Origin of the sequence: Megasphaera sp. UBA4382, from assembly GCF_002391155.1 — a bacterium.
GTDB classification, from domain to species: domain Bacteria; phylum Bacillota; class Negativicutes; order Veillonellales; family Megasphaeraceae; genus Megasphaera; species Megasphaera hexanoica.
The window spans coordinates 1-16,456 of the sequence record NZ_DGRS01000085.1; the positions used below are offsets into that span (position 1 = coordinate 1).

15 protein-coding genes, 1 pseudogene and 1 other annotated feature are annotated in these 16,456 nt (G+C 54.7%); of the genes and pseudogenes, 14 read left to right on the forward strand and 2 right to left on the reverse strand.

The features are described 5' to 3' along the window. From B4H10_RS10665 to ilvN, 3 genes and pseudogenes are all read left to right on the forward strand, one after another. Nucleotides 1–368, forward strand: a pseudogene (locus B4H10_RS10665) (ketol-acid reductoisomerase); the annotation flags it as partial. 98 nt (nucleotides 369–466) lie between these two features. After that, complete coding sequence (ilvB, locus tag B4H10_RS10670) at nucleotides 467–2,167, forward strand: biosynthetic-type acetolactate synthase large subunit (protein ID WP_292018837.1); 1,701 nt, start codon at nucleotides 467–469, stop codon at nucleotides 2,165–2,167. Then, nucleotides 2,164–2,667, forward strand: a complete 504-nt coding sequence (gene ilvN, locus B4H10_RS10675) for an acetolactate synthase small subunit (protein ID WP_059076454.1) — start codon at nucleotides 2,164–2,166, stop codon at nucleotides 2,665–2,667. Before ilvB ends, ilvN begins: the two co-directional genes overlap by 4 nt. A gap of 119 nt (nucleotides 2,668–2,786) precedes the next feature. On the opposite strand, the gene B4H10_RS10680 is transcribed toward ilvN, so the two are convergent. Further along, nucleotides 2,787–3,578 (reverse strand): carbon-nitrogen hydrolase family protein, encoded by a 792-nt coding sequence (locus B4H10_RS10680; protein ID WP_075581648.1) that lies wholly within the window; start codon nucleotides 3,576–3,578, stop codon nucleotides 2,787–2,789. A gap of 166 nt (nucleotides 3,579–3,744) precedes the next feature. Here B4H10_RS10680 and B4H10_RS10685 point away from each other — a divergent pair, with 166 nt between their 5' ends. The 8 genes from B4H10_RS10685 to B4H10_RS10720 all read left to right on the forward strand — a co-directional run bounded on the left by B4H10_RS10685 (nucleotide 3,745) and on the right by B4H10_RS10720 (nucleotide 11,347). Next, nucleotides 3,745–4,221: a peptidylprolyl isomerase gene (locus tag B4H10_RS10685; RefSeq protein WP_059076456.1), complete on the forward strand. Its 477-nt coding sequence runs from the start codon at nucleotides 3,745–3,747 to the stop codon at nucleotides 4,219–4,221. Continuing rightward, complete coding sequence (locus B4H10_RS10690; RefSeq protein ID WP_292018820.1) at nucleotides 4,202–4,498, forward strand: GIY-YIG nuclease family protein; 297 nt, start codon at nucleotides 4,202–4,204, stop codon at nucleotides 4,496–4,498. Before B4H10_RS10685 ends, B4H10_RS10690 begins: the two co-directional genes overlap by 20 nt. Nucleotides 4,499–4,511: 13 nt before the next feature. Then, entirely contained in the window at nucleotides 4,512–5,765 is a 1,254-nt protein-coding gene (locus B4H10_RS10695; protein ID WP_075581647.1) for a M48 family metallopeptidase, read from the forward strand. A 142-nt stretch (nucleotides 5,766–5,907) separates the two neighbouring features. Further along, complete coding sequence (locus B4H10_RS10700; RefSeq protein WP_292018821.1) at nucleotides 5,908–7,320, forward strand: SGNH/GDSL hydrolase family protein; 1,413 nt, start codon at nucleotides 5,908–5,910, stop codon at nucleotides 7,318–7,320. A gap of 192 nt (nucleotides 7,321–7,512) precedes the next feature. After that, nucleotides 7,513–8,283: an ABC transporter permease gene (locus tag B4H10_RS10705; protein ID WP_292018822.1), complete on the forward strand. Its 771-nt coding sequence runs from the start codon at nucleotides 7,513–7,515 to the stop codon at nucleotides 8,281–8,283. Next, nucleotides 8,276–9,004 (forward strand): ABC transporter ATP-binding protein, encoded by a 729-nt coding sequence (locus B4H10_RS10710; protein WP_113856437.1) that lies wholly within the window; start codon nucleotides 8,276–8,278, stop codon nucleotides 9,002–9,004. The genes B4H10_RS10705 and B4H10_RS10710 overlap by 8 nt, the downstream gene beginning before the upstream one ends. Beyond that, on the forward strand, nucleotides 9,001–9,978 hold the full coding sequence (locus tag B4H10_RS10715; RefSeq protein WP_059076460.1) for an ABC transporter substrate-binding protein: 978 nt from the start codon (nucleotides 9,001–9,003) through the stop codon (nucleotides 9,976–9,978). Before B4H10_RS10710 ends, B4H10_RS10715 begins: the two co-directional genes overlap by 4 nt. A gap of 289 nt (nucleotides 9,979–10,267) precedes the next feature. Then, entirely contained in the window at nucleotides 10,268–11,347 is a 1,080-nt protein-coding gene (locus B4H10_RS10720; protein ID WP_075581643.1) for a hypothetical protein, read from the forward strand. Between the two features lie 557 nt (nucleotides 11,348–11,904). On the opposite strand, the gene cysK is transcribed toward B4H10_RS10720, so the two are convergent. Further along, complete coding sequence (cysK, locus tag B4H10_RS10725; protein ID WP_059076462.1) at nucleotides 11,905–12,843, reverse strand: cysteine synthase A; 939 nt, start codon at nucleotides 12,841–12,843, stop codon at nucleotides 11,905–11,907. A gap of 102 nt (nucleotides 12,844–12,945) precedes the next feature. Then, nucleotides 12,946–13,156 (reverse strand) — a binding site (T-box leader). A 178-nt stretch (nucleotides 13,157–13,334) separates the two neighbouring features. Here cysK and B4H10_RS10730 point away from each other — a divergent pair. From B4H10_RS10730 to B4H10_RS10740, 3 genes are read left to right on the forward strand one after another with little or no spacing between them, the layout of a single operon-like run. Continuing rightward, entirely contained in the window at nucleotides 13,335–14,444 is a 1,110-nt protein-coding gene (locus B4H10_RS10730) for an AAA family ATPase (protein ID WP_292018823.1), read from the forward strand. Then, the gene (locus B4H10_RS10735; RefSeq protein ID WP_059076464.1) at nucleotides 14,441–15,136 is read left to right on the forward strand and encodes an MBL fold metallo-hydrolase; all 696 of its coding nucleotides are present in this window, start codon (nucleotides 14,441–14,443) and stop codon (nucleotides 15,134–15,136) included. Before B4H10_RS10730 ends, B4H10_RS10735 begins: the two co-directional genes overlap by 4 nt. Before the next feature lie 45 nt (nucleotides 15,137–15,181). After that, entirely contained in the window at nucleotides 15,182–16,456 is a 1,275-nt protein-coding gene (locus tag B4H10_RS10740; RefSeq protein WP_292018824.1) for a DUF445 domain-containing protein, read from the forward strand.

The window sequence follows — 16,456 nt, forward strand, 5'->3', positions numbered from 1 at the left end:
GCGAAGCAGGCTATCAGCCGGAAATTGCCTATTTTGAAACATTCCACGAAATGAAGATGATTGTAGACCTCATGTACGAAGGCGGCATGGCCAAGATGCGCTATTCCATCAGTGATACGGCAGAATACGGCGATTACACGGCTGGTCCGCGGGTCATCAGCGACGCATCGAAACAGGCAATGAAAGACGTACTGCACGATATCCAGGACGGGACCTTTGCCAAAGACTGGCTCCTGGAAAACAAGGCTGCCGGCCGGGCCCATTTCCTGGCGATGCGCCGCCAGCACGCCGAACATCCTATTGAAGAAGTCGGTGCCAAACTGCGCAAGATGATGTCCTGGCTCCAGAGCAATGACCAGAATGACTAAGTAAAGTCCGTTTATCGCAGGCCGTCCGTCGTTCATCGAAAGGCGGATGGCTGCTTCGATGAACGAACTACGATGAACGATACTAAGAGGTGATGATGATGAAAATGACAGGCGCACAGGCGGTGTTAGCCTGCTTGAAGAAAGAGGGTGTCCCCGTCGTATTCGGCTATCCCGGCGGAGCTATCCTTCCCCTGTATGATGCCATGTACCAGGACGGGTTCCGCCATATCCTGACCAGTCACGAACAAGGAGCTGTTCATGCTGCCGACGGCTATGCCCGGGTGACAGGCCGGCCCGGTGTCTGCATCGCTACGTCCGGGCCGGGTATCTGCAACATGGTCACGGGTATTGCGACGGCCAATATGGATTCCATTCCGATGGTCATCATCAGCGGACAGGTATCGGCCAGTCTCATTGGCCGCGATGCCTTTCAGGAGGCCGATATATCGGGCATTACGTCACCCATTACCAAACACAATTACCTCGTCAAGGACGGCCGGCAGATTCCCCGCGTCCTGAAAGAAGCTTTTTATATAGCTTCTACAGGCCGGCCGGGTCCGGTTCTGGTCGACATTACTAAAGATGCCCTGGAGGAAGAAATCGATTTCATCTATCCTGAACGGGTGTCGCTGCCAGGGTACCGGCTGGAACCGGCCGGACAGGCTTATGACATCGACCGGGCTGTCAGCGCTATCCAGCAGAGTAAACGGCCCCTGCTGCTCATCGGCGGCGGTGTCATTTTGTCGGGGACGACCGATGCGCTGCGGCAGTTCATCGGGGAAACGCAGATACCGGTCGTGACAACCCTCATGGGAAAGGGTGCTGTGCCGGACAGCTATGACCTTCATCTCGGCATGGGCGGCATGCATGGATCGTATGCATCCAACATGGCCATCACCGGATGCGACCTGCTCATCGCCATGGGTGTGCGCTTTGATGAACGGCTGACCAGCCGGGCTGATACCTTTGCTCCGGGAGCACAAATCATCCAGTTCGACATCGACGACGTGGAAATCGGCAAAATCATCGACGTCGATCTGGCCGTAAAAGGGGATCTGCGCTGGTCTTTGCCTCTTGTGGCAGAAAAGATCAGGGAGTCGTCCTTTGATTATCAGGCCGCCTATGCTCCCTGGCGGGATCACGTCCGGTCGATGAAACAGGCTCATCCCTTTGCCGTGGCGCCGAGACCGGACTATATTTCTCCCCAGGCTATCTTTGAAACCATCCGGGCACTGACACGGCCGGAGGATACGATTGCCGTTACCGACGTGGGGCAGCATCAGATGTGGGCAGCCCAGTTTTTTAATACGGAGCAGCCCCGCCATTTCCTTTCGTCGGGCGGACTGGGTACGATGGGATACGGACTGCCGGCGGCCATGGGAGCCAAAGTCGCCTGTCCGGACAAGACGGTCCTCGTCTTTTCCGGCGATGGGAGCATCCTCATGAACTGCCAGGAACTGGCTACCTTGTCCCAGTATGGCATTGCCGTCAAAGTCATCGTGCTCCACAATGATACCCTGGGCATGATCGTCCAGCTCCAGGATTTCTTTTACGACAAGCATTATACACAGTGCACGCTGAACAGCCGCAAGAATCTGTCCATGCTGGCCGAATCGATGGGCGTCCGGGGCTATCACATCGAACGGGATGATGACCTCTTTCCCGTGCTCCGGGAGGCCCTTGCCTATGAAGGGACGGCTCTCATCGACATTGCGATATCCAAAGAGGAACGGGTCTATCCGACCGTTCCCGGCGGCAAAGCGCTCTGTGACATGATACTGGGAGGTGAAGCAGGGTGAGGACACAGCATCTTGCTATACTATGCGATAATAAACCGGGCGTCCTGACCCATATTGCCGGACTGATCAGCCGCAAGGCCATCAATATCGAATCCCTGACGGCAGGGTACACGGAAGAACGGGATGTGACCCGCTTCAATATCGTCATCAGCATCGAAGACGATAAAGAATTGAAGCAGACCATGAGCCAGCTGGCAAAACTCATCGACATCATCAAAATCGTCAACCTCGATGAGGAACCCTTTATCAGCTATGAACTGGCGATGATCAAAGTGCGCTACGATTCTCCCAAGACGAGGGAAGAACTGTCGGGACTGGCCGATTTGTTTCACGCCAAAGTCGTCGATGTCAACCTGAATTCCCTCATTCTCCGCGTGACCGGCCGGGAAGATCACGTCGATGCCCTCATCAAGGTGCTTTCGCCGTACAATGTACTGGAAATTGTGCGCACCGGGACGATTTCCCTGTCCCGGGGGCTCGTGCCGGTCAAGGAGATGTAGGGCGCAGGATATCTTCATCGCGCAGACTGGTTGCAGCGTATAGAGACAGACGGAGCTGCCACCTATGAGAGACTATTCATGGGTGGCAGCTCCGTTTATTTTTATCCTGTTTTTCCGTATCAGCGGTACATGTCGGGACGGCGCAGCTTGAGGAAGGGCCGTTCTTCCTTGGCCTTGCGGGCCAGACTCAGGTCGAGATCGCAGGCGATGAGCCGTTCCTGGTCGTCCCCTTTTGCCAGCAGATTGCCCCAGGGATCGATGATGAGGGACTGGCCGGCAAAGTCCATGTCCCCTTCTTTGCCGACGCGGTTGCACATGGCGACGAAGGTCTGGTTCTGATAGGCCTGGACGCGCATTTCCCATTCAAACATTTCCAGCGGTTCGGCTTTCGTATTGGCTGTCGGCACGATGACCAGATCGGCGCCCTGGGCGGCACAGGAGCGGATGCTTTCCGGCAGATGGCGGTCAAAGCAGATGACGATGCCGATTTTGCCGAAATCCGTCGTAAAGACCTGGAACCCTTCTTCTGACGGTGTATAATAATCACATTCATAGAACTGGGGCGCCTGGAAAATGTGGACCATCTTGGAAATGCCGGCGATGCGGCCCTGACGGTCGAGGAACAGGTTGGCATCATAGGGCTTTCCCTGTTGTTTCAAGTAGAAATTGGGCGAAATATACATGTCGTGTTCCCGGCATTTTTCCTGGATAGCCTGCACTTTCTGATCCGTATCTTCCATTAGATACCCGGTGGCATCCTGGTTTTCATACTGGGCAAAAAATGGAGAGAACTGTACTTCCGGAAAAAACAGCAGATTGCAGCCCGCCGCCTTATCGCAGAAATCCAGTGTTTTTGTGAAATTTTCTTCCATATCCTTCGACATGGACATCTGAGCCATTCCTAATCGCATGACCTTCATCCCCCTCTGATATACAATAACTGAATCTAATTCTAGTATACCATAGAACAGAAGGGAAACATATACTTTTTAAAGGGCAGGATGGTTTGCAGTTTGCAGAATATATAGTATATAATAGAAGAAAAAATAAAAGAAACATTTCAGGAGGATCAGTATTATGGCAGATAAAAAAATGTATGCATTGTTTAAGACCAACCGCGGGGAATTCACCGTAGAATTATTTCCCGACAAGGCCCCGATTACAGTCGCTAATTTCAAGAAGCTGGCCGACAGCAAGTTCTATGACGGCACCATATTCCATCGCATCATCGCCGATTTCATGATCCAGGGCGGCGATCCCCAGGGAACGGGATTTGGCGGTTCCGATGAAATGATTCCCGATGAATTCGGCCCGGGCCTCGACTTCAGCGAACCGGGTGTCCTGGCCATGGCCAATGCCGGCCCCAATACGGGCAGTTCCCAGTTCTTTGTGACCGTCGTTCCGACGCCGTGGCTCCAGAATCATCACTCCATTTTTGGCAAAGTAGTAGAAAACTACGATGTCGTAGAAGCCATCAGCAAGACGGCAACCGATTTCCGGGATAAACCCTTGGAAGACGTCGTCCTCGACACCATTGAAATCGTTGAAAAATAATCAGACAGACCGGGCCTATTATACCTATGTCGTACGCTGTGCTGACGGGTCGTACTATACAGGATGGACCTGTGACATCCAGCGCCGGATCGCCGCCCACAATAGCCGGGGCGGGGCAAAATACACCCGCAGCCGCCGGCCGGTGACCCTCGTCTGGAGCCAGGCCTTTGCATCGCAGCATGCGGCCATGCACTGGGAATGGGAAATCAAACAATGGCCACGCGCGAAGAAAATAGACCTGATTCAGACGCAGCAGAGACTGCCGGAAGAAGAATAGGGGATGGATTCGTGTGAAACGATGGAAAAAATGGATAACTACACTGGTACTGGGGACGTCACTGGTGACGCTGCCCGTTGGGATGGCGGCAGCTGCGTCTGCCGTGGAAACGGTACTCTATGGCGCCGCCGCAGCGGCCCTCATCAAGCAGCAGCTCGTCAAGATGGATACGCAGATGCAGCCGCAGATGCTGGCCCAGACCCAGGCCAAGACCGGTGTGGCAGATAATTATGAATATGAGCAGCGGCTGGACCGGATTGCCGACAACCTCGTCCGGACGGGGATGATCAAACGCAATTACGATGTCTATGCCAATCCCAGCAAGGATCTGAACGCCTTTGAAACGGTGGGCGGCGTCATTTCTGTCAATCAGGGCATGATGGATACGCTCAACGATGATGAACTGGCTTTCACCCTGTGCCATGAAATGCAGCACGGCGAACGCCATCACGCCATCAACGGCGTCATGAAGAGCATCGGCGTTTCCGTTGCCGTAGACCTTGCCTTTGGCGGCCATGCGGAAATGCTCGACGTACTCCTCGGCGGCATTGTGATCAATTACATCGACAATGAAATGGTAACCATGAATCAGGAAAAAGAAGCCGATGCCTATGGCTTTGAGGTCATGAAGAATACGCCCTACAACGTCGGCGGTGCCCCGTCGTCGATGCAGTTTGTCTATGAAAAATACGGCGACCTCTATCAGGAAGGGTTCAAACGGGTCATCAGCCCCAATAACCACCCACAGATGACGAAGCGCATTGAAAAGCTGGGCCGCCGCATGACGCGCTGGTCGGGCAATCACGTCCAGGTAGGGGGAGACATGGTCTACGTCAATGCCCAGCCCGTGGTCAGTCCCGCTCCGTACGGTGACTATTCGCGGCGCCGCCGTGCTTTCCTCGTTGCCGGGAACCTGTCACGCGTGACCCACACCATCTATGGGGAAGCGCAGGATGACAAGAAAATCCGGACGACTCCCGTTGCCTCTGGCAAGGTCAAAGGCATGGACCTGACAGGCAACGACTGGCAGATCCTCCAGAATGGCAACGAAATTTCCGTCCAGGGACAGCACATCATGGATTGTGCTCCCGGCGATGACGGCGCGGCCATTGTCCATAACCTGAATCAGGCGCTGCGGGCCAAACCGGCCATGCTTTCCGACAAAGAAATCCAGAAACTGGACAAGAAATGGAAGAGCCAGTACGGTTACAAAGCGCCGGCTAAAAAGGATAAGGCCAGGACAGAGAAAACAGAAGGACATAGCTGATTTATCCGATAGGGGTGAATTTTTTCAGGGACGCCGTATCATTGCGGCGCCTCTTTTTCTCCCTGTCCGGCCGTATGTTGTAAGATAGATAGAAATGGTATATAATAAGTAATGATTAGCGATATCATTAAAAGGAGGCGGGATGATGCGCCATAAAAGTATACTGATTTTACTATTACTCTTATCGTTTACCCTGGGCTACGGCGTCCTGGCTACGACAGCCCGGCAGAATGCGCATCACGGGCTCATCGTGTCGCCGCCTCTGGAAAAAGCACAGAAAATATACGGTTCGTCCGGAGACCGGACCGATAGGGAAAAACCGGTTCTCCTGCGCCATTATTCGGAAGGAGCGCCGGCTCCGGTCCACCCCATCCTGCGCTGGACCCGTGTAGATGGAGCTGTCATGTACGATGTGCAGGTCCTGCGGCAGATGGAACCGGATGAAAAAACGGGAGACATCGCCTACGAACCGGTCATGCCGGAACAGCGGGCCTATACCAACGGCATCGAACTGGCCCTGCCGGATGATTTCCAGGACGACTGTTTCTACTATCGCGTCTATGGGCTGGATATGGAGGGACGCCGGGTCAGTGACTATTCATCAATTGAAAAAGTTCCCCTGGACCGGATGGCTCCCTTTGTAGAAAAGCCGGAGCTGTTGTCTGCGTATAATACGGGAAAGGGGTCAGTCCTGCTTTATCCCGTCTACGACTGGTTCCCCGTACCCGGAGCCAGCCAGTATGAAGTGGAAGTACTGGATTCAGCGCCGGAAAATCCCGGAGGCGTAGAACCGTCACAGCACCGCATCGACGTGTACCGGACCGATTCGGCTCAGAAATACGATCCCCGGCCGCGCTATGGGAATCATCCCTTTTACTGGCGGGTCCGGGCCCTCGATGAGCAGGGGGGCCCCATCGGCGTCTGGTCCGATGCCCAGCCGTTTTTGACCGATCCGGATACGCCCTATACGGTGGCCGTCCTGGGCGATAGCATCAGCCACGGTGGTGGCAGCGTCTCCTATTCGCCGGCTGACTGGGATTTCAGCTATCTGTCGTACCTCGATTTTCCTGCGGTCAACCTGGCCCAGAGCGGCGATACGAGTACCATGACCAAAGACCGGTTCGACGCCGATGTCCTGCCATTCAGGCCGAAATATCTCCTGATCCTCATGGGATCGAACAGCCTGCGCAACGGCCTGGGGGCGGATGTCGTCATTTCCGATATGGAAGAGGTGCGAAAAAAATCCCTGGAACACGGTATCCGTCCGGTATTCCTGACCGTGCCGCCTGTCAATCCCGACAATATCAAACGGACTTTTGACGATGAAACGGCGCCGGACTGGCAGTGGCAGATCGGCCGCGTCAACCGTTATATCCGTTCCCAGGTCCATATCGACATTACGCCGGGCATGTACGATAGCCAGGGGATGCTCCGGACGGAACTGGCCTTCGACGGCCTCCACCTGGATCCGGCAGGAAAGAAGCTCATGGCACAGGCAATCAACGCGGCCTGGCCGGACATCGAAAATCTGCCGGACAGTGCCTGGGATGAATGACGGGAACGATTTGTGATGCTTCCCGTGCTTATGGTATAATACGGAATGTGAGCTGAAAGAGTGATTCTGACAGCAAACATGATATCTATATGTCGTTCTTCACTGTAAAGGTGTCTGCACAGCAAAGGCGGAGTACATGTATGACAAGGGACCTCTGTGCTTTCGGCATGGAGGTTTTTTTCAGGTAATGCCATGAAACGAATACTAACGAAGATATTGACAATCTGCGCTCTGCCCCTGCTTCTGATAGCCTGCTGGCAGCTGGGAAGCATGGGGCACTGGTGGGGCTCATATATCGTCCCGCCGCCGGAACGGGTCTGGTCCAGCTGGCTGCAGCTGGCCGCGTCGGGGCAGCTGGCCCGCCATATCGGGGCGAGCCTGATGCGGGTCATGACGGGCTTTGCCATCGCAGCGGCCCTGGCCCTTCCCGGCGGAATCTGGCTGGGCCTGCATCCGGCGGCCCGCCGTGTCTGCCATTCCCTCCTGGAATTTCTGCGGAACGTGCCGCCCCTGGCCCTGCTGCCCATGCTCATCCTCTGGTTCGGCATTGGCGAGGCCAGTAAAATCATCATCGTCGTCCTGGCGACCTTTTTCCCCATATTCCTCAATACCCTCGACGGCATGTCCCACCCCGATGAACAGCTGCTGGAAATGGGCCGCGTCTATGGCCTGTCTTCCCGGGCTGTTTTCTGGCATATCCGCCTGCCTCAGGCCTTGCCTGCCATGTACACGGGACTGCGCATCGGCCTGGGCTACAGCTGGCGCTCCCTCATCGGGGCGGAAATGATTGCCGCCGCGGCAGGCCTGGGATATCTCATCCTCGACGGGGAAGAAATGGCCCGGCCTGATATCGTCGTGGCCGGCATCCTGACCCTGGGCGTCCTGGGAATCGCCGCTGATGCCCTCATGAGAGCCATAGGCCAGCGCTATCTCTGGACAGAAAGGAAGGAGCATCATGAGTGATATCCGCATGGAAGACCTGTCCCGCTTCTATACCCTGCCTGACGGCAAACGGGTAGCTGCCCTGAAAGGGTGCAGCCTGTCCATCCGGGACGGCTCGTTTACGGTCATCGTCGGAAAGAGCGGCTGCGGCAAGACGACACTCCTGCGCCTTCTGGCCGGACTGGAACGGCCGGACGAAGGGACCCTCGATTTTGGCGGCTCCCGCCCGCGGACCGGTGTCATGTTCCAGACGCCGCGCCTGCTCCCCTGGCTGACCGTAGAAGACAATGTGTGCATCTGGCGGCATGGCATGGGCGGATCGGCCGAGCTGGCCGGCCAGTATCTGAAGGCCTTCGGCCTCGATTCCTTCCGCAAAGCCTACCCGGATCAACTGTCCGGCGGCATGGCCCAGCGGGCTGCCCTGGTGCGTACCCTGTCGTGTCAGCCCCGGTTGCTCCTCATGGATGAACCCTTCGCGGCCCTGGACTATTTTACCCGGGAAAAACTGCAGGACGAGCTCATGGCCCAGTATGTGCGGCAGCCCATGACCATCGTATTCATCACTCATGACCTCGATGAAGCGGTGCGGCTGGGGCAGGACATCCTGGTCATGCACAAAGGCTGCTGTGGCGGACGCGTCACCAACGAAGAACCCTATCCCCGGCCATCTGTTGCCGGACGGATGGCACTGAAAACCGATATATTGCATATTCTTGAAGAAGAAAAGGAGACCCCCCTATGAAACGAAGCGTACAACTCGTACTGGCAGGCCTGGCTATTGTCGTAGCCATGGCAGGCCTTGCCGGCTGCGGCCAGGAAAAATCGGCCAATGCGGCAAAGAAACCGGAAACAATCAACATGACCTATGTCAAATCGCCCCTCAATATCCCGTCCATCATAGAAAAGAAAGATCAGGTATTTGAAAAAGCATTCAAGGACGACGGCATTACCATTACCTATTCCGACCTCGATGCCGGCCCGAAACAGACGGAAGCCCTGGCTGCCGGCAAAATCGACGTCTGCCATGCTCTGGGCGGAACCAGTGCCATCCTGGCCAGGGCCAACGGCATCGACCTGACGGTCGTCGGCGTCTACAGCCGGGCACCGGAAGCCTTTATGATCATGACCAAAGACCCGTCCATCCAGTCGGTCAAAGACCTGAAAGGCAAAAAAATTGCCGGCCCGAAGGGTACTATCCTGCACCAGCTCCTCCTGGCGGCCCTGGCTAAAGAAGGAATGAGCGCTGATGACGTCCAGTTCGTATCCATGGGCATCCCCCAGGCAGCGGCAGCCCTCAGCGGCGGCAGTGCCGATGCAGCCCTGCTGGCAGGTCCGGCGACACTGAAAATGAAAAACGACGGCGCCCGCATCCTGACGACGGGCAAAGGCCTCCTCGATGCCACCATCGTCATTGCCATGCGCAGCGACTTTATCAAACAGTACCCCGAAGTGGCAAAGAAATTCATGCAGACCCATGAAAAAGTCGTCAAAGACTACCTGGCAGATCCGCAGAAATACTACGGCACAGCCGCCGCGGAAACGGGCCTCACGGAAGACCAGGTACAGGCTATGGCTGGCTGGTACGATTTCAACCCGGCCATCACCGATGCTGACATAGAAGACCTTACGAAGACCCAGGATTTCCTCGTCGAAACAGGCATGCTGGAAAAAGACCGCAAGATAGACATCAAAGCTCTTTGCCAGTCTGTTCAGTAAAGAAATACATACTAAAAAGGGCTGTAATAAAATGTGATATGCTCCCCCTATGAGAGATAGTAAAAAAATAAAACTGTCATCATAGGGGGAGCATATCATTATGTAGCTTTTATACCAAGGTCCTTTTTCTTATCTCCAAAAATTCCCACAACATCTTGATACTATCCCCTCCCTTTCTTCATCGTGCAGTCATTTCATTTCTATGGTATAATGCATACATAGCATGCACGTTATGAACATAATTCAGAGGGATGCGCTGAGGTGGTGCATCTGTGATGGGAGTGTATCCATGGAAAAGAAAAAGATGGCGAAATTGGCTGGCGGCGTTGTCGTAGGGGCCGCAAAGGGCAGTGTGGGTATGGTACGGAATGTCCGCGGGCTGACCTACCGGCAGCGGGATTTTGATATGCTCATCGCCAGGCTGCGCGAACAATCTCTGGAGTATCAGGATATCCAGCATCTCATGGCGAAAAGCCAGTTGAAAGGGGAAACGAAGCGGGATATGATCCTCGATTCCATTGGACTGAGTCTGCCGAATTTCTGGCAGCGCCTGCTGGGCTGGAAGATTCCCGATGACCTGCAGCAGGCCTATGAGCTGGCCTATCCCGATAAGGCTGCCGATATGGATTTCCGCAGTGCCATAGAGAGCATGGATGAAAATCAGCTTGAAGGATTTGTAAACGGTCTGAAGGGAAAATTATTTGAAATACGCTATACGGACTATTTGAACGATGGACACCTGCCGGCAGGATGCCATGCCGAAATGGCCCAGTCGGCGACACAGCCCGGCTGGGATATAGCGATTTATAATAGTGATGGCAGCATCAATGACGTACTGCAGCTCAAAGCGACGGAATCGGCCCAGTATATAGAGAATGCTTTTGAACGTTATCCTCACATCGATATTGTCTCTACGGATGAAGTCTACAGTCAGGTAACGATGGGAGATATGTCGGCCCACCTGATCGACAGCGGTATTTCCAATGAAGAGCTGTCCCAGTATGTGCTGGAACACGTCGATGCGGCAGAGGCCGTGCAGAGCGACAGCCTGTTCCCGTCAGTCATCCCGTATATCCTCATTGCCTATTCCGTATCCCGGAAAGTGGAATTATCCGACTACCGGAAAGGAAATGAATTTGGCCGTCGGTCCGTCCTTTCCTACGTGTGCCATGCCCTTGGCGTAACGGCAGCGGTCTTTACCCATACGTGGTGGCTGGCTCCCGTCACGTCGGTATCATTGCGCCTGGCCAATCATTACGGAGAAAAGCGGTCCCTGGCGTACCAGTCGCTGAAACGGGCGGTCAACACGAATGAGACAGTACTCAAAAGGTACAGGGATTACAAAAAGCGGATATTGATAGAGTGGTAATTAGGACCCACGGCCGGGGACTTGTTTCCTGACGTGCCGCGGCGTCTGGCTTATTTACTATGCATCGCCGGCGGGACCATCATCTGCGTCGTCGTCGTCAGTCAGCGTAGCCCCGCTACGCCTCCCTCCATCCTCCTTGCATCTGACGGCCCCGCCGACGATGCCTGACGTAAAACGCCAGCCGTCGTGGCACTAGAGCTGATAATTTTAGTATAAAAAGCTGGTTTGACGAACTGGTTTCTTCATCAAACATCAAACTCCAAACTCCAAACTATCCCTTTCCGTCCCCGGTCGTGGGTCCTTTGTTGCTAAGTTTATATAGAAAAGCCGGTTCGACGAACTGTGTAATATGGCGTCCCTGTGAGGGGAAGCTGTCAGCTTTGCTGACTGAAGGGTCCTTTTATCATTTGAGTTCCAGTATCTGAGTCCGAAAACTATCCCTTTCCCACTAACCACTAACCACCAGCTCTTCCCCCACATATGGAAAATGGGCTGCCCTTTGAAGTTTCCTTCCTGGGGCAGCCCATTTTCTGGGAGTAGAGTATATGAGGTGGTTTTTACTTCTGTTTGATGAAGTCCGGTGTGGTCAGGTAGCGGTCGCCGTTATCGGGCAGGAAGGCTACGACAGTCTTGCCGGCATTTTCCGGACGGTTGGCAATCTGGGTAGCTGCATAGAGGGCGGCACCGCCGGAGATACCGATGAGCAGGCCTTCTTCCTGGGAGAAGGCCTGTGCTGTATCATAAGCCTGGTCGGTCGTGACGGTGAAGACTTCGTTGTAAATCTTGGTGTCCAGTGTTTCCGGTACGAAGTTGGCGCCGATGCCCTGGAGTTTGTGCGGGCCGGCATGGCCTTCGGACAGGAGCGGGGAATCAGCCGGTTCGACGGCTACAATCTGGACGGATGGTTTCTTTTCTTTGAGGTACTGACCTACGCCGGTAAGGGTACCGCCTGTGCCGACGCCGGCGATGAAGATATCGACCTGGCCGTCTGTGTCTTCATAGATTTCCGGGCCCGTCGTTTCTTTGTGGGCTTTCGGGTTTACCGGATTGGTAAACTGGCCGGGGATAAAGGAGTTGGGGATTTCTTTTGCCAGTTCGTTGGCTTTGTCGACCGTGCCCTGCATCCCTTTTTTGCCTTCCGTGAGGACTATTTCACCGCCGTAGGCTGCAATGAGGTTGCGCCGTTCGACGGACATGGTTTCCGGCATGGTGAAGATGGCGCGGTAGCCTTTGGCGGCGGCGACGGCTGCCAGGCCGATGCCCGTGTTGCCGCTGGTCGGTTCGATGATGACCGAACCTTCTTTGAGGATGCCTTTCTGTTCGGCATCTTCAATCATAGCTTTGGCGATACGGTCTTTGGCAGATCCGGCAGGGTTGAACATGTCCAGTTTGACCAGGACTTTTCCTTTGACGCCGGCTTTTTTATTGAAACGCTGTGGTTCTAAGAGCGGTGTATGACCTACTAATTCCAAAGAGCTTTTATAAATTTTTCCCATAATGACATCCCTCCACAAATTGGATAAAAATAGTATACATTGAGCGCGCGGCTGTATATGCGGATACCGTTTCCCCCGATGATGCAAAAATCCGCCGTCTCGTTCAGAGGCGGCGGACCGTGGTTCCACTCTGGTTGCAGTATAACTGCCACTCGGTACCGGTAACGGCGGCTGCCGGAACGGGATACTCATGGTTCCCCCGTTCTGCTCGCAAAGGCATTCGCTGCAATACGTGCCGGGCAGGCTTTCAGCCTATGGCCTGCGTTCTCTGACGACCGTTGTTACAGGTACTTGTTTTGCTCATCGCTATCTCAATGTTTACGATTATAGTACACTTTCCATTTTGATTTGTCAATAGGAAAAACAGAAAAAATACTAAAAAGGTAACTTTTTCTTTATGAACAGGTTTTTTGTGTATCCGTTCAACTGTATATATAAGTTACTATAGATGTGTGGTATAATAGGACTAATACCAAGGGAGGAAATATTATATGCTTGTCCAATTTTCCGTACGGGGCTGCCTGTCTTTTTCAGACACGGTGACACTGCGCCTCGTGCCTTCCGACCATGCGCGTATCAAAGGCACCCGGTATGAACCTTGTTTTCGTGCCGTGCCAGATTATAAAATCATGCGCTCTCTGCTGGTGTTCGGTCCCAGCGGCGCCGGCAAGACGAATCTGCTCATTGCCCTGCAGTTTTTGCTCGACAGCATCCTGACGGGGTGGACGCCAGCACTTTTGCCTTCGGGAAGCGGTCCCGTGTCCTTTTCCATCGTCCTGTACGATGAAGTCCATGACTATTCTTATGAATACAGTCTGTCCTATACGGCAGATGGCATCGGGGAGGAACGCCTTTCCATCGGCGGCACCTTGCAGTATGCCTACAACAGGGGAGTCCTCGAGTGGCACGGGCCGGGAAATGCGCCCCGTGTGAGCGGCGGTGAAGATATCCTGTCCCAGACGGCGCCTTTTTTGCCGGAAAGTGAAGGCCTGCGGCAGGCCGCGGCGGCAATCCACATTGTGCGGGAGCGGGATATGACGGTCTGGCAGCAGATGCCCATGCGCCTGTCCGAAGTAGAACAGACGTACTGGCAGGCAGAAGAAGGAGCCATCCTGTCCCTGCTGCAGCTCATCGACTCGTCTATCTGCCGCATTTCCTATACGGACAGCGGAGGTCTGTGCGAAGTCCTGCTGTGGCGCCGGGGTGAATCCCGTCCCTGCCGGCTTTCCGACGAAGCGGCGGGCGTGCGCAAGATGGCGGCTCTGGCAGCCGGCCTGGCACAGATGCGGCAGGGCAGTACGGTCATCATCGACGACCTGGATTCCTACTGGATGACGCCGGTCGTACAGCACCTCATCCGTGATTTCGTCCATCAGGAAGACAACCGGGGCCAGCTGCTGGGCGTGACCCATGACCTGCTGCTCCTGGATAATGACCTGTTCCATCCGGAACAGCTGTGGATAGCCCGGCGCGGCCTTCAGGGCAGAACGCAGATCTGGCCTATCAGCGCCTATCACCTGCGCTGTGAACGGCGCAGGCTGTATGATGCATACATTAAAGGAGAATTCAATACATACCCGTTTGAGGAGGCGGTACGATGAGTATACAGATGACCTATCTGGCTCACAGCGGGTTCGCTGTAGAGACAGCGACGAAAGTACTCGTATTTGATTATTATCAGGATGAACAGCGCGTCGTGCGCCGCTATGCCGACGGTGACAAGCCGTTGTGGTTTTTTGTCAGTCACTGGCACGGCGACCATTTCAACCGCCATATCATCGACTTTTCCCATAAAGCCCAGGCCTATATCGTCAACAAGGACGTGCCGTTCCGGCAGGCCCCGCAGGACAAACTGTATTCCATGGAAGTCTATGATACGCGCCGCATCGACGATGCCATAGTGACCCAGTTCGGTTCGACCGATGAAGGCGGTTCCTTCCTGGTCCGGACAGACGGGCTGAGCCTGTTTCATGCCGGTGACCTGAACTGGTGGCACTGGAATGGCGACACCGATGAGAATAATGAAAACGCCAGACGCCTGTTTGACGCTGAAATGAAGAAATTGGACGGCCTTACGGTCGATGTGGCCTTTTTCCCCGTCGATGCCCGCCTCGAAGGAGCCCGGGAATGGGGTGTACGGGAATTTTTAAAGCATGTGACAGTCAAGCTCTGTCTGGTCCCCATGCACTATTTCGGTACACCGTGGCAGCCGTCGGAGGCATTCCGCAAGGCTTATCCGGATCAGTCCCTGTGGATTCCTGTCCATAGCGGAGATACGAAACTGCTTTGGTGACACGGCATAACTATACGACCGGCACGAGCCGGAGGAGGAACGATAATGACCCAATTTGAGACAACGACAGGGCAGACGCGGAGTCATATAGCCAATTATATACTGATTATCGCGGCACTGCTCCTGCTTTTTTCCTATCCTTTCCGGGACATGTTCTGGGGAGGACTCATCATGCACCTGTCCGGCGCGGCCCTCATCGGGGGACTGGCCGACTGGTATGCCGTGACGGCGTTGTTCCGCCGGCCCCTGGGAATTTCCTTTAAAACGGCACTGATTCCCAGCAGCAAAGAACGAATTGCCGAAACGGCCCGGCACATGATCGAAAGTGAAATCCTGACCGTCCCCAACATGTACCATGTACTGAAGCATCATCCCGTCCTGGAAGCGGGCCTTTCGTACCTCCATACGGAAAAAGGATTCCAGTCGGCAGAACGCGTCCTGGGGCACGTTCTCAATACCTTTTTGTACACCCTGGACATGAAAAAAATCGTCGATGCCTTTTCCGATATGGGGGCCGACGCCATCGAAAAAATCCGCATAGCGCCCATCATGGGCAAAGCACTCAAGACTGGCCTGGTCGGGGAAGCGGGAAATGATTTCCTCGATTTTCTCATCTGTACACTGGAATCGATGACCAGGAGTGAAACGGCCAAACGGTACATGGCCGATATTTACCGTGAATCCCTGCGCCAGTACGAACACCGCAATTTCGTCTATGCCCTCATCGTTAAGGCTGCCCTGGCCAGCGATATGTTCAGCCCCGAACGGGTAGCGGCCAATCTGCAGGAAAAATTTTTGGCCGTACTGCAGGAAGCAAAGAAACCCGATTCGGAAGAACGGAAGAAAGCCCTGCAGTTCATCTGGCAGCAGGCGGAACAGCTGGAAGTCAATCCGGTCTGGCAGGAACGGCTGGAAAGCTATAAAATGCGCCTGTTCCATCACGTCGTTTCCCGTCCGGACATGAAAGAAGCGTGGCAGCGCTACGTACAGGACCCGGACCGGCAGAACCGGATCTGCCGCGCCGCCGCGACCTACGCCATCGAACGTCTCGAAGGCTGGAAGAGCAGCGACCTGCAGGTAGAACAGATGAACCGTATGGTCCTGGCCCTGGCGGCAAAGGAACTGAAACGGCTCCAGAACTGGTTCGGCGCGACGGCAGAAAAAGAAATACTGGCCTACGACAGCCAGGAATTAGCCGACGCGCTGGAAAGCCGCGTATGGTACGACCTGCAGATGATCCGCGTCAACGGCTCACTGGTCGGCGCCGTCCTGGGCGCTTGTATCTTCCTTGCCATGTACGCATTGAAAGGAGGCTGGTAA